The organism is Nostoc sp. DSM 114161, assembly GCF_052692665.1.
Genome location: NZ_CP195141.1, coordinates 5,545,291 through 5,558,250, shown reverse-complemented (window position 1 = coordinate 5,558,250; position 12,960 = coordinate 5,545,291). Strand labels below are relative to the sequence as shown.

The window sequence follows — 12,960 nt, the reverse complement described above, 5'->3', positions numbered from 1 at the left end:
TCTTTAACTCTTGTCAAAAATGTAGTTAAAGTTTATATCCCACCCTATTATTGTTTAAGTTTAGATTATTATTTTTAAATATTGCATCTCCACGATGACAGACAGAAAAATATACTTTATTGAAGATGAAAATTTGAAAAAAATATATTATTAAAAAAATTAAATTATGCTGTAATTATCTGACTCAATATCGTCCAGCTACAAGTAGGAGATTAAACTAATGAATAGCATCTGAAAAACCTGACTGAGTATTATTGCCAGTACGAACGGTTTTTTTGATGGTGCTATAGTTTAGCCGATGCCTTGAAAATTTAGTTGCTCTTGCCATTTCCGATCTCTTGGAGAAAACTTAGGGGTTTAGACAAGCTAAAAATTAGGGTAAATTGAAGTTCAAAAGAAACTTTGGACACCTTCAAGGTGTGAAGCGATCGTAGAATTTTTTGTGTTACTTGACTGCGCTTTTAAGACAATGGTAGGTAACATCACTTTCTATTGGGAGATCCTGAAAAAGCTTGATTTTTGAAGCACCTTTATTTCTTACTCTAAATTGTGCCAGAAAAAATATGCATAGGGGTAGATGAAGAACAACTAAAGGAGTAGCATAAAATACAATGGACATAAATGATTAGTCCGTAAGAAATACGGTAATTTATGACGCTAGATAGATGCGGTTAGAGAGACTCAATGTTAAACGTTAACCGCTTGCAACTGCAAGATATATTTCAAATTCCAGCAAATTCATTTGTGGCAAAAATCGCAAGTGCGATACCCGTTTTGGTTGGTAGTTTAGTACTAGTTGGTTGGTGGCTGGGTATTGATGTTCTCAAGCAGGGTTTTCCGGGTAGCTTGGCGACAATGAAATTTAACACAGCGCTGTGCTTTGTACTGTCTGGGATGTCGCTGTGGCTGTTTTTAATAGGAAGGAGAACAAAAACAACGGGGGAAAGAACAGTTAAAAATTACCTGCACTTCCCTAGCCTTCTAGTTGGCAAAGTTTGTGCAATTGCGGTTACCACAATTTCTGTACTCACACTCTGCCAATATCTGTTCGGCTGGAATTTTGGTATTGATGAACTCGTGTTTCGTGATTCACCGGCCAGTTTGGCGACATCACATCCGGGGCGAATGGGGGTAAACACAGTAGTGAATTTTATACTGGTCAGTGTAGCTTTACAGTTTCTGATTTATCAAAGAAATCACCGCAGTTATTGGTATGCCCAAATTATGGCTTTGATAGCTACTTTGATTTCTTTTCAAGCGCTGATGGGCTATGCCTACAAAGTTAAAGTTCTCTATGGACTCGCTCCCTATACAACATCAATGGCGTTACACACAGCGCTGTTGTTCAACATACTAGGTATAGGTATTTTGTGGGCGCGGCCAGAACAGGGGTTAATGAGAGTAGTAACAAGCGATAACTATGGTGGCTTACTTGCACGTCGGTTATTAGTTGCGGCGATCGCAGTACCTTTTATATTAGGGTGGGTAATTGTTGAAGGTCAACGCGCAGAACAATACGACCCAGCTTTTGCAGTATCAGTCTTTGCCATCGTCCTGATTGTAATTTTTACGGTTTTGATTTGGCAAAGTGCGAGGGTTATTGAAAACCTCAGCCATCAGCGCGATATCTCCGATAATCTACGTCTGTGCGCCCAAGAAGCGCTCAGAGCCTACGAAGATAAACTAGCAAGCTTTGTCGATGCTAACGTTATCGGCATTGTCTTTGCCGACATTTATGGCGGTATCTACCAAGCAAATGACGAATATCTGAGGATAATTGGTTACACGCGCGAAGATCTGGCGACAGGGCGGTTGAGTTGGGAAGAAATCACACCCCCAGAGGATCTGTATTTAGACCAACAAGGTATCGCCGAAGCAAAGAAAAACTCTAAAGGTGCTTGTACGCCATACAAGAAAGAATACATTCGCAAAGATGGTAGCCGAATTCCGGTTTTAGTTGGTTTCGTGCTGTTGGGAGAAAAACGGGACGAGTCAGTAGCGTTTATCCTCGATTTGAGCGAACGCAAGCAAGCAGAAGCAGAACAACAAAAGTTAGTATCGTTGGTAGAAAATAGCTCCGACTTTATTGGTATCGCCACACTTGAGGGGCAATTACTCTATATAAATGATGCAGGTCAAAAGTTAGTAGGGCTTGCAAGCTTAGAAGAGGTGAAGCAAAAGGCTGTATTAGATTACGTCATGCCCGAAGACAAAGATTATTTTCAAGAGCGTATACTGCCGACTGTGCGATCGCAAGGGCGTTGGCAGGGAGAATTCCGCTTCCGACATCTGCAAACAGGCCAAGCGATACCAGTTGATTACAACATCTTCACCGTTACAGAGAATAGCACCGGTCAACCAATTGCTCTGGCCACTGTGACTCGCAACATCAGCGAACAAAAACAGGCCAAGGAACAAATTTTACAATTAAATAAGGATCTACAACGCCGAATCGCTGAATTACAAACTTTGCTGGATGTAATTCCCATTGGTATTGGCATTGCTGAAGATCCAGAATGCCAAAGTATCAAGGTCAACCCTGCTTTTGCTAAGCAGTTGGACATATCGCCAAATGCAAATGCTTCCCTGAGCGCTCCCTTAGGTGAAAAACCGACTAACTTTAAAGTTTACCGCCAGGGAAGGGAATTGTCACCGGAAGAACTTCCCATGCAGTACTCTGCTGCTCATGGCGTCGAAGTTTTAGATTTTGAGTTAGATATAGTACATGAAAACGGAAAAATAGTCAACCTTTTAGAGCGTGTTGCACCTTTGTTTGACGAAGACGGGAAGACGAGAGGGTGTGTTGGTGTATTTTTGGATATTACAGAACGCAAGCAGGCAGAAGAAGTACTCCGCAATCAGCAAAAATGGCTGGAAGATGTGTTAAATCTGATGCCAAGACCGATGTTGTTTATTGAACCAGGAACAGCACGGGTAATCTTCGCCAATCGCTCTGCTAATGAATTAGCTGGAGGCGAATTTCCTAAGGGCGTACCAGCAGCAGAATATCACACAGTTTACCACTATACGGATGCGGCAGGAAATCGCATTCCCAACGAGCAAATGCCAGGAGTGCGGGTGGCCCTTGGCGAACGCCTCAATGGGTTGGAGGTGGACTGGCATACTAGCTCTGGGGTGCGTTCTCTACTGATATTTGCCGATACCTTGCCAGCAATGCACGGCCATCCAGCAATCTGTGTTTTGGTGTTTCAAGATGTTAGCAACCTCAAGCAGGCAGAAAAGGCGCTTTCCATAGGTTACCAAAGGCTAAAGTTACTTTTTGAAACAGCTAACGACTTGCTATCGAGCCAGCAACCGGTGGTACTCATCGATAGTTTCTTCGGAAAATTAAAAGAGCAAATAGGTTTAGATGTTTACTTCAACTATTTGGTTGAGGATAACTCTCAATTAATGCGGTTGGAGTCTTACGGTGGCATTTCTCCAGAATTGGCAAAGGAAATTGAGTGGTTGGCATTTGGTCAGGCGGTTTGTGGGACTGTAGCCCAGCAACGCCGCCCCATACCTGTAGAGAATGTGCAGCAATCAAATGACCCGAAAACAGATTTAATTCGTTCTTTAGGGATTAGTGCTTATTATTGTTATCCGTTAATGGCACAGGGACGGCTTTTGGGTACTCTTTCCTTTGGTAGCCGGACTCGCCTCAGCTTCACCGAAAATCAAAAGGGAATGATGCAGGCAGTGTGCGATCAGATAGCGATCGCAATGGAAAGAGCGAGTTTAATTGCATCTTTGCAACAGCAAACAGAGCAATTGCAACAAGCTAACCGGATGAAAGATGAGTTTCTGGGCATATTATCCCACGAGTTGCGATCGCCCCTGAATGCTATTCTTGGCTGGGCACAACTATTGCAACGCAGCAAGCTCAGCGAAACCCAAATCACTAAAGGAATGGAGACAATTGAGCGCAACGCTAAGGCGCAAACCCAGCTAATTGAAGACTTGCTGGATATATCGCGGATGAACAGAGGCAAATTACGCCTCAATGTTCGTAGTTGTAATTTGGTGTCGATAATTGAGTCGAGCATAGAAACTGTTAGTTTAGCCGCTCAATCTAAGGAAATCGATTTGAGATTTTCCGTCGTTTCTTCTTCAGAAACTGCATCAAAAGAAGCAGAATTTCTCAATCATCAACATCCAAACGGCAACTTCAAAGCCGAAGATTCAATATTTATAGTTTCCGGTGATTTCGATCGCTTGCAGCAAATTATCTGGAATTTGCTATCCAATGCGATCAAATTCACACCCGCAGGCGGACGAGTAGAAGTGCAATTGTCTGTAGTTAGTGACATCAAATCACTTGGGCAAACCCCCAGTTTAGAACAACAGCCAACCGACAAATATGCCCAAATTCAAGTAATTGATACAGGTATCGGCATCAGTGCTGATTTTCTCCCTTACGTCTTTGAACGTTTTCGGCAAGCTGATAGTTCTAGCACCAGAACCTATGGAGGATTGGGACTAGGATTAGCGATCGTGCGTCATTTAGTAGAATTACATGGTGGTACCATCTATGCAGAGAGTCCCGGCGAACAACAAGGCGCAACATTTACAGTCAAGTTACCACTTCTGAAGAGTCCGCCCCTCAACCCCTGTGGTGTGGGTTTGTGCGCCTGCGCTCCTGCGCCCCCCTCCCTCCTTGGCGTGCGGGTACTGGTTGTAGATGACCAAATTGATAGCCGTGAATTTGCGATCGCAGTACTCGAACAGTACCAAGCAGAAGTTCGAGCAGTAGCATCAGTTCCAGAAGCATTCCAAGTAATTCGAGAGTGGAAACCAGACGTATTAGTTAGCGACATCGGTATGCCTCAAGAGGATGGTTACTCATTGATTCGCAAACTGCGATCGCAACCTCCAGAACAAGGAGGAAATATTCCCGCAGCCGCACTGACAGCTTATGCAAGTGCTGAAGACAGGATGCGAGCGATACAAGAAGGTTATCAGCTGCATTTGCCGAAACCTGTTGAGCCAGCTGAATTAGCGACAGTGGTGGCTAGTCTGGTTGGACGGACTTGAAAAATCAGAATTCAGAAGTCAGAATTCAGAAGTCAGAATTCAGAAGTTAGAATTCAGTATTCAGGAGTGAAGCTAAAGATGCTCCTGAATCGTGTTTTGATAGAATTATGGCACTTGAAGCATAGTTTACGACATAAACAGCTCGTAAGTAGATGGACACAATTATTTATAAGACGCATTTCGACTCCGCTCAATGCTCTGTAGCCCGACTAAAAGAGGGTTGAGCGACTTGCCCTGAGCGGAGTCGTACCCCTACTCTTAAGCAAGCTACGCGTAGCGTCTCGCTCCAGAAGGGAGTCGAAACCCGGTAATTTCAAGTTAGGTTTAATTTAGTCCTTCTACTTAAAACCCCAGCATCAAGAGACTTTCTTTGCCTATTGCCTGCTATAAATTTTGAATCAATTCCTTTTCAGCTTGCAGCCAATGTTCTAGAGACTTGCCATTTGGATAGCCGCTTTGTTGCCAGATTTCATAAGCTCTAAAACGGATTTTATTTTCATCTGGGCGATTACTAATAAAATCTTGGCAGGAATTAGTTGTGAAATTATAGGGAGCGTTTCCAAAAAAATCCTGACGACCGAGAATTTCAGCTGTGAAACGGTAACAATTTTGTTTAATCGGGCAGTTTTCTCCCGGACACATAGTAATGTCGTAAGGCATATAGAGTAATTTTGTTTGATTTTTGAATTTAGGTGTAGCCTGTTGGAGACATCGTTGTTTTAGGGCTAGTTGCGATCGGCAAATCTAATATAAGCAGCTCTATATCTAACTGGGAGCGTTGGTTTCTGTAAATATACAATGCAGGAAAATTACTGGCGATCGCATTCTCAACAACAGGCGATACCTGCGGCAAGCTGCGCCAACCTTTTTTTACTCGACACTTCGTTTTCCAACGTACAGCTTCCGATTTCATAAGTTTGGCACTCGCTGTTTTTACTCTACAATTTGCGTTTTCAAATGCAAGTTTCCAGTTCAGAAGTTGAACGATGAAGACCAAAGGTGCAATTTCGAGGATAAAAGGTGCAATTTCATGGTTTTACTAAACGGGAAGATAAACTCCAACTCAGTGGCTATCTATATGATTTAGGTGTATGTCTTCATTTCCAAGATGATGACTTGTTAAGAAAAACCGTGATACTTCAACCTAGTTGGGGTACAGATGCCGTTTACAAAGTATTAGATAATCCACAAGTCATTCAAAACTTGGGTCAATTTAACCGCAGTGATTAAGCCAATATTTGATATGAAGACAAATATGCTGATATGCACGCAGAATTATTGCGGCTAATGATGAAATTTAAACTGTGTTACGAAATTCCTAATCGTTCTGGAAGTTATATTGCACCTCAATTACTCTCTGCCAATCAATCTGATTTCATTTGGGATGAATCTGATAACTTAATTTTACGGTATAAATACGACTTCATGCCGAAAGTTATTATTACTCGCTTTATCGTCGAAATGCATTGTTTAATTGAACAACAAACCCTCGTTTGGAAAACAGGCGTTGTTCTTGCTAAAGACCAAACCTGCACTGAAGTGATTGAATATTACTATCAACGAGAAATCAAAATTCGATAGCAGGAAAACGCAAGAAATAACTGCTAGCAGTTATTATTCATAAATTAGAAAAAATCCATAAATATTACGAGCGTCTGCAATATAAAACACTTGTTTCTTGTAACTGTGAAAGCTGTAATGATAGTCAGACGCCTCATTTTTATAGCCGAGATGTGTTGTACAAATCTCTAGATGCGCTTAATGACAAAATTCAGTGCCAAAATAGCTTTCGTATGGTAGATGTAAAAAGACTGATTGATGATGTTTTATTGACTTCAAACAATCCCCAAATCCCTATGTCCGATCCTATAACTAGAAATCAAGTTTTCATCAGCTATAGTCATCAAGATCAACAGTGGCTTACCAAACTTCAGAAGCAACTTAAACCAATGATTCGCAACCAAACTTTTGTTACCTGGGACGATACAAAAATTCAACCTGGTGCAAAGTGGCGCGAAGAAATTGAAAAAGCTTTAGCAGCCGCAAAAGTGGCAGTATTGTTAGTTAGCCCCGATTTTTTAGCATCAGATTTTATTGCTGATAATGAGTTACCGCCATTATTAGATGCGGCTGAAGCTGAAGGACTAACGATTATTTGGATACCTTTGACTTATAGCGGCTATGAAGAAACAGAAATTGAAAAGTATCAATCAGCGCACCCTCCAAATAAACCTTTAGAAAGTCTAAGCCCTGCACAAGAGAATCAAGCTTGGGTGAAAATTTGTCAGCAGATTAAAGCAGCAATTGTTGGCTAAAAGATAACTTTTCCAGTGTTTAAGAATCCTTTTTTTTCCTGTGTTTGTTCGGGTTAAGATATGGCCAAGGTTGGTTTTGAACTACTTGCGTATCCTCTTGAGCAAAGGCAAGAGCATCTCCAGGGCGAAGCAAGCAAATCGAGACAGGAGAAGCGATCGCTCCATCTTTGCGGGTTCCAGAGCGCACAGTCGCTACCTGGCAAACATGCTCTGGGGTTGGATCGACAGCCATAATGTGTGCTTGCGATCCATCAAGGCAAGGGCCAAGACCGCGCTGCCAATACCACGGAGCGCCGCCATCGGAGTAGGGTACAATTCGTTTGGCATTCCAGATTTCCGCTACATCAATTAAATCATCGGCATCGCACATCATTTTTTGGCGGACTTGCCAGCTTTTCTCCGGTACAAAAGGAAGATAGCGAGCGACTGATGAAAAGAGATATTGAATCGGATACAGTCCAAAACCTCGATATCCTCCAAATAATGTATCAAGGGAACCATAACGCTCTAAGGCTGCGGCTGCCAGTTTTTTGACATCTCCCAGGCAGTCAGTTCCTGAGTCTGCTGTCAGTGCAACACGGCGATCGCAGTACTCGACGAGGTAGGTGTTACCTTCATTGCGAATATCTGGATGCAACGCTTCAGCAACCGTTGGCTGTTCTCCATAGAAGGGTAAGGCAATAACTCGCATCCCGTCAATTTGCTTTTCCTTAAACCAGCCAAGTGTGTGAATATTCTTGAACCCAAGCTGACGCAGCCGCAATGCCATATCGATCGCCAACACAGATTCTCGCTTGACTTCGGGAACGAAGATTGGCACGTTTGCACCAAGTCGCAGCAAGGTTCCTAAATCAAAATGATCGGGGTGAGAGTGGGTGATGAATAGAGCATTGGGTTGTCCCATTTCCTCTAAGCTCAGAGGTTGGTAGTTTGGCGGATAAACCTCAGACTTGGGCAACAAAAATGGATCGAAGAGAATACTAGAGTTGCCATCACTGAGCCGCAGGGTTGAGTGACCAACAAAGGTAGCATGGCCGAGTTGTGGCTTGACGGATAGTTCATTGAAGTCAACCAGTGCGCCATAGTCACTCAACACGTTCCATAACTCGCGGGCAATAATCGCAGTCGGAGCTGTACTTCCTTGTTGCCATTCTCCTAAATACAAAGCCAAATCGGATAGGAGATGGGGTGATAATTCTAGAACGACGATACTTTCGCCAGTATTACTTTCCAACTGAAGGGCAACAGGTTTAACGGCTTTGGTATCGGGATAAAGCCAATTTTCCAAAAGCACGCCAGGACGCTGATACAAATCTGCAAGACCGCCACTAACCATTGTCGCTGCCAGTAATTCCCGCGAATGAGCCACCACATCTGCAAGCCCATATTGATGGCGGTGTGCTGCGATGCTGGCGCAGTAGCGACGGATGAGAGTATCGCATTGTCCGGTTATGGCGCTACCAAACTGGGTTTCGTCTTGGTAGATGAGTTGGAATCCAATGGTGCTGCTTAATCTTCGGCGTATCATATTGAGCTATTTCCTGTACGCAACGACCAGCCATGTTCAGTACGGGCAAAGGGTAAGGCCAGTTCTGCCATGTAATGCTGTCCTTTTGGATCGACTAGCCAAGATTGATTGACTAACTCTTCTACAATCAGCCATCGGGTTTGTTTTTGCAGGTCTTTTTTGAAAAAGGACTCAAGGGCTAAAGGGCTATCTCGATGCAGAATCAGTGAATGCTTGCCCTCTATTTGTAGATTGAGCAGCATCGGCCAGCTATACTCAAAAGCTAATTGCTGCCACCTGGCGAATCGCTCTATTGCAGGTAACGTGGCGAGTTCTGCTAAGATTTGCCCGCTCAAAACTGTCCTCCGAGGGCGTAATATCGCTTGTTTTGGCAGCTGAATGCGAGGAGTGAAACGAGGTTGAGTCAGTTCAATCTGCATCGGCAGGGTGGCAGCACGAAAAATCGCCGTCGGATTATCTTGAAAGCTAGTCCAAAGTAATTGTTCGGAGATGGGGTCACGGGCATTAACCGCAGCCAAGGAAAACCAGAAAACTGCTACCGGGTTGGGGAGGGAATGCAGTTTTAAAAAAGGCAGTTGTGTTGAGGGGTCTAGAAAGATTTCTGCATCGGCTAGGGATGGAGTATCTTGACTCGCCCCCCATAACTCAATGGGAAGAAGGTTGAAATGGGGACGAGCCAGTACATTTGGATTTGACTCAAAGGGACTTTTTAGTTCTGCGATTTGAATTTGATGTTGGCTTGCCAAACAGTCAAGCTTTTCTTGAAACCAAGAATGCAATAAATTATTTTCATTGAGTAAGTCTTTAAACCGAGCAAAGATTCGCACCGGATCGTCACTAATTCCGTGAACTACCAGTTGAAAAGACTCAAATAGACCCGCGAACAAGCAACCGAAAGGAGCTGTAGACAGAGATGGCGTATTGCTGCTGGTTTCGAGAAGGACTACATCTTTATTTTGCAACAGCGATCGCTCCCATGCCTCTAACCGACTCACAACTTCAGGGTGGCTATGAGCCGTTCTCATTTCGGAAACCAGGGTAGATTTAAGATCCCCAAGTGCAACACCCGCCTCAAATTCTTGTTTGAGCCGTTCGCGGAACGCCATCCGCATTGCCGAGGCTGGACTTGCACCCTGAATCCAGCAGCATTCATAATCTGCGAGTGTTTGCAACAAAACGTTTTGCTGCGCCTCATCGATGGCAATCCGAAACGGTAGCCCCAAATCGCAGTGCAACACTGGCTCAGATAATTGGACGAGGGAAACACCAAGGGCTTGAGCGAGTTGTTGAATATAAGTCTTTGCTTGTTGCAGAGAATCCGCAAGTGCATCCAGAGATATTACCTCAAGTTTTGCCGCAAGATTATCGCAAAGGCGATGCAGTTGTTGGATAGTGCTGTTCCAGAGACACCGATCTGGCTCAATTAGCTTGTCTGCCACCACTGTTAAGGCTTCCCAAGGACTCTCAAAGCGATGGGGTAAGTCTAGTCCGCCTAAAAGCACACCGCCATCAATGAAGATATTCAAAATATCTTGTATTTTTGCTGCATGGTTCCAGCGAGGTGAGGCTGCTACTGTTTTGGCTAGTTCGTCTAATGTTCCCAAATCCAGTTTGGTCAGTTCTTCCAATAAAATGTCTGCGACTTCTTGGAATTCAATCTCACGCTGCTCGACTAACCCTTGTGGAGTGCGACCCCAAAAGAGCCAGGAACCATCTGCTTGTCGTCTCAAGGTGGGATTTAATCGCCAAGTTGCATTTTCACGATAAATTGAGCGTTGAGCTAGCGATCGCAATATCCTTTGAAAAGGACGGAGATCGGGTGTAAATGAATACTCAGCCGCAGCCGACTCGTGTCGTTCCGTCTTGGCAAACTCGACTAAACTCACACCAGCCCATAAACCGTATGGTGTTGTTCGTCCCGCAGCCCGCGCTAGATAACGATACAGCGCCGTCTCCAGATGCCGAATTTTTTTAGTGCGTTTTCCCTGTCTTTGTGGCAGCCCGCGCTTTACCTCCGTAACGAGTGACGGATTAGACAACAGCAACGCTTTCATAAACCATGAATCTGCTGCGGTCATCTGCCAAAGGCGATCGCGCTCGTCTTCATACACCTGCTGATAAGCTGTTGTGTATTGCTTCCAGATATGAGCATCGTTTGTCCGGCTTGCTGCCAACGCTAGGCGGGCAAGTTCTTGATTCCCAAAACTTTGAATATTCTCAATCGGCCAAGCAGCAGCCCGCAAGATACCAACAGGGGCAAGCTGAAATTGTTTTCTGGGATCGTTCATCAGTCGTTGATATTGCGGCGGGAGCGGGCATATCTAGCTGTAGCGACGCGCCGATGATTGGCGAGCAGTGGCTCAATTACCCTAGTGTAATGTTCCTCCAACTTTAGGACTGCGGTGAAATCTCGCATCACGGCTGAGTATCCCTCAAGACTCAAGCCTGCTTCCTTTAACCATTGCTCTGTATCTTCGCTATCGAGCAAATCAAACTGCTCTCGAAAAGAGTCGGACATTGTTTGAATTTCCATATCAGAAATCTTCAACCCCAAGCGTTCTGCTTCTTGAACTGCCAAATAAGCCAGTAGAACTTTTTTGTTCATCACTGCTTCGTTTTCCCCTAAACGGGTGAGAATCTGAATATCATCGGCGCTTTTTGGTGATGGTGCTTTCTCAGACTGGTCATCGGCGCGAACGAGAGAAGTTTCGCTAGTCCCAAAATGACGGAGATAGTAAGTGAGTGGGTCTGAGGGGAAATCTTCGGGTGTCTTTGGCCACTTTGGACACTCGAAACGCCCATTGCGTATAGAAATGACCTTTTCATAACTACGAGCCTCACCCGCCAGCCAAAAAATTAGTCCCGGCATTTTGCCCGCCATCACATCGTCAAGAGCTTGTCCGGCGACGTGGGTAAAAAAGTTTGCTTCTGGATGCTCGCCTGGGAACACAGAAAAATCCTGCGAACGAAAATCAATGGCATAGTTTAGCCGTTCTCCATCTCCAGCATGAACCACCAACTGCCAAACAACCTCCTCGGCAGGGAAACTAGTCCAACTGCTGTGAGTTTGTTTGACTTGATTTTTGAGCCAGGAAACCAACGGCCCTGCTAGGAATACATATAGCTTTTGTTGCAAGGTACGCCGTTCTTCTGGTGTAGACAATCCTGTGAGGGTGCTGATATCGATTGGTTCCCAGCGCAACTCAGGAGATGGCTTTTCTCTAACGAAATCAGCTGACTGTTCGTGTCGTTGCGGGGGTTGCCCAGCTTGAAGCTCAATGACATCGCCGGGACGCACGGTTTTGGCTCGCTCTGGGGAACCAAGCCGACGTTGCAACAAGCGAACTGTTTCCTCTGAACTTAAAGGAAAAGCATAGCGGTTAAACCAGCTGTGCCGATCGCTAAAGCACAGACCTGAAGCGTAAGGGAACACCAAAGTCGGGTTGCAGGCACATGCCGCTTCCAGCCAACTAACTACCCCTTGGCGATCGAATGTTGCTCCCATGCCGTGCAAATAGCCCATACTGGCACGTACTACTGGCTGATACTTGGTTGAAATTAAATCAATAGCGCCGTATTCTTGCGTAATTCGTTCTCCAATTTCCGCCGTCACTTCTGCATCTGCCATGTGCCAGAATGTGCCAGTTGCATCTCGAACTAACAGCCCAAACTCTGGTTCTTCGTGGTCTGAAGGAGTGGGGAGCAAGTGAGTTTCTCCCAGGGCGATCGCTTGCCAAGGCTGACAGATTATGATTTTTGAGAATCCGATCTTTTGCAGCTGTTCGACCAGTGCCGGTTCATCCGCAGTAATTACAGGCAGTTGGCGCGGTAACTTCTGGAGACTTTCCAAATGAAAGTGATCGAAATGTCCGTGAGTCACCACCAAAGCTGTCAAGTTTGGTAGTTTGTCTAACTCAAATACCCGACCGGGATGGTAAGTAAGTGTACCCCCGACAAGTGTATCCGAGAAGCATGGATCGAGCAGGATGCGTTGATCGAGAGTTTCAATGTATAAAGCAGCATGACCACAGATAGTGACACGCATGAGAATTGTTTCCGTTGTTGGTACTGTCAGAAAATCCT

At 44.7% G+C, this 12,960-nt stretch carries 9 protein-coding genes and 1 pseudogene; 5 read left to right on the top strand and 5 right to left on the bottom strand.

The genetic code is table 11. From position 1 onward, the window contains the following. The first annotated feature begins 684 nt into the window (after positions 1-684). Positions 685-5,034 (top strand): PAS domain S-box protein, encoded by a 4,350-nt coding sequence (locus tag NSTC745_RS23560; RefSeq protein WP_445633125.1) that lies wholly within the window; start codon positions 685-687, stop codon positions 5,032-5,034. 384 nt (positions 5,035-5,418) lie between these two features. On the opposite strand, the gene NSTC745_RS23555 is transcribed toward NSTC745_RS23560, so the two are convergent. Together NSTC745_RS23555 and NSTC745_RS23550 are read right to left on the bottom strand one after the other, a co-directional pair. Then, positions 5,419-5,694, bottom strand: coding sequence for a DUF2934 domain-containing protein (locus tag NSTC745_RS23555; protein ID WP_445633124.1), 276 nt, complete (start codon positions 5,692-5,694; stop codon positions 5,419-5,421). Between the two features lie 28 nt (positions 5,695-5,722). After that, a complete protein-coding gene (locus NSTC745_RS23550; RefSeq protein WP_445633123.1) occupies positions 5,723-5,947 on the bottom strand; it encodes a hypothetical protein in 225 nt (74 codons plus the stop codon). A gap of 107 nt (positions 5,948-6,054) precedes the next feature. On the opposite strand from NSTC745_RS23550, the gene NSTC745_RS23545 reads away from it, so the two are divergent. The 4 genes and pseudogenes from NSTC745_RS23545 (at position 6,055) to NSTC745_RS23530 (ending at position 7,349) form a co-directional block, all read left to right on the top strand. Then, positions 6,055-6,264, top strand: coding sequence for a COR domain-containing protein (locus NSTC745_RS23545; protein WP_445633122.1), 210 nt, complete (start codon positions 6,055-6,057; stop codon positions 6,262-6,264). A gap of 33 nt (positions 6,265-6,297) precedes the next feature. Continuing rightward, positions 6,298-6,615, top strand: coding sequence for a hypothetical protein (locus NSTC745_RS23540; protein ID WP_445633121.1), 318 nt, complete (start codon positions 6,298-6,300; stop codon positions 6,613-6,615). Positions 6,616-6,635: 20 nt separating this feature from the next. After that, positions 6,636-6,797 (top strand): annotated as a pseudogene (locus tag NSTC745_RS23535) (hypothetical protein); the annotation flags it as partial. A gap of 30 nt (positions 6,798-6,827) precedes the next feature. Then, entirely contained in the window at positions 6,828-7,349 is a 522-nt protein-coding gene (locus tag NSTC745_RS23530; protein ID WP_445633120.1) for a TIR domain-containing protein, read from the top strand. A gap of 19 nt (positions 7,350-7,368) precedes the next feature. On the opposite strand, the gene NSTC745_RS23525 is transcribed toward NSTC745_RS23530, so the two are convergent. From NSTC745_RS23525 to NSTC745_RS23515, 3 genes are read right to left on the bottom strand one after another with little or no spacing between them, the layout of a single operon-like run. Continuing rightward, positions 7,369-8,877 (bottom strand): MBL fold metallo-hydrolase, encoded by a 1,509-nt coding sequence (locus NSTC745_RS23525; RefSeq protein WP_445633119.1) that lies wholly within the window; start codon positions 8,875-8,877, stop codon positions 7,369-7,371. Continuing rightward, entirely contained in the window at positions 8,874-11,165 is a 2,292-nt protein-coding gene (locus NSTC745_RS23520) for a lantibiotic dehydratase (RefSeq protein WP_445633118.1), read from the bottom strand. Before NSTC745_RS23520 ends, NSTC745_RS23525 begins: the two co-directional genes overlap by 4 nt. After that, positions 11,165-12,922 carry an MBL fold metallo-hydrolase gene (locus NSTC745_RS23515; protein ID WP_445633117.1) on the bottom strand — a complete coding sequence of 586 codons (1,758 nt, stop codon included), beginning with the start codon at positions 12,920-12,922 and terminating at the stop codon, positions 11,165-11,167. Before NSTC745_RS23515 ends, NSTC745_RS23520 begins: the two co-directional genes overlap by 1 nt. Positions 12,923-12,960: the final 38 nt, after the last annotated feature.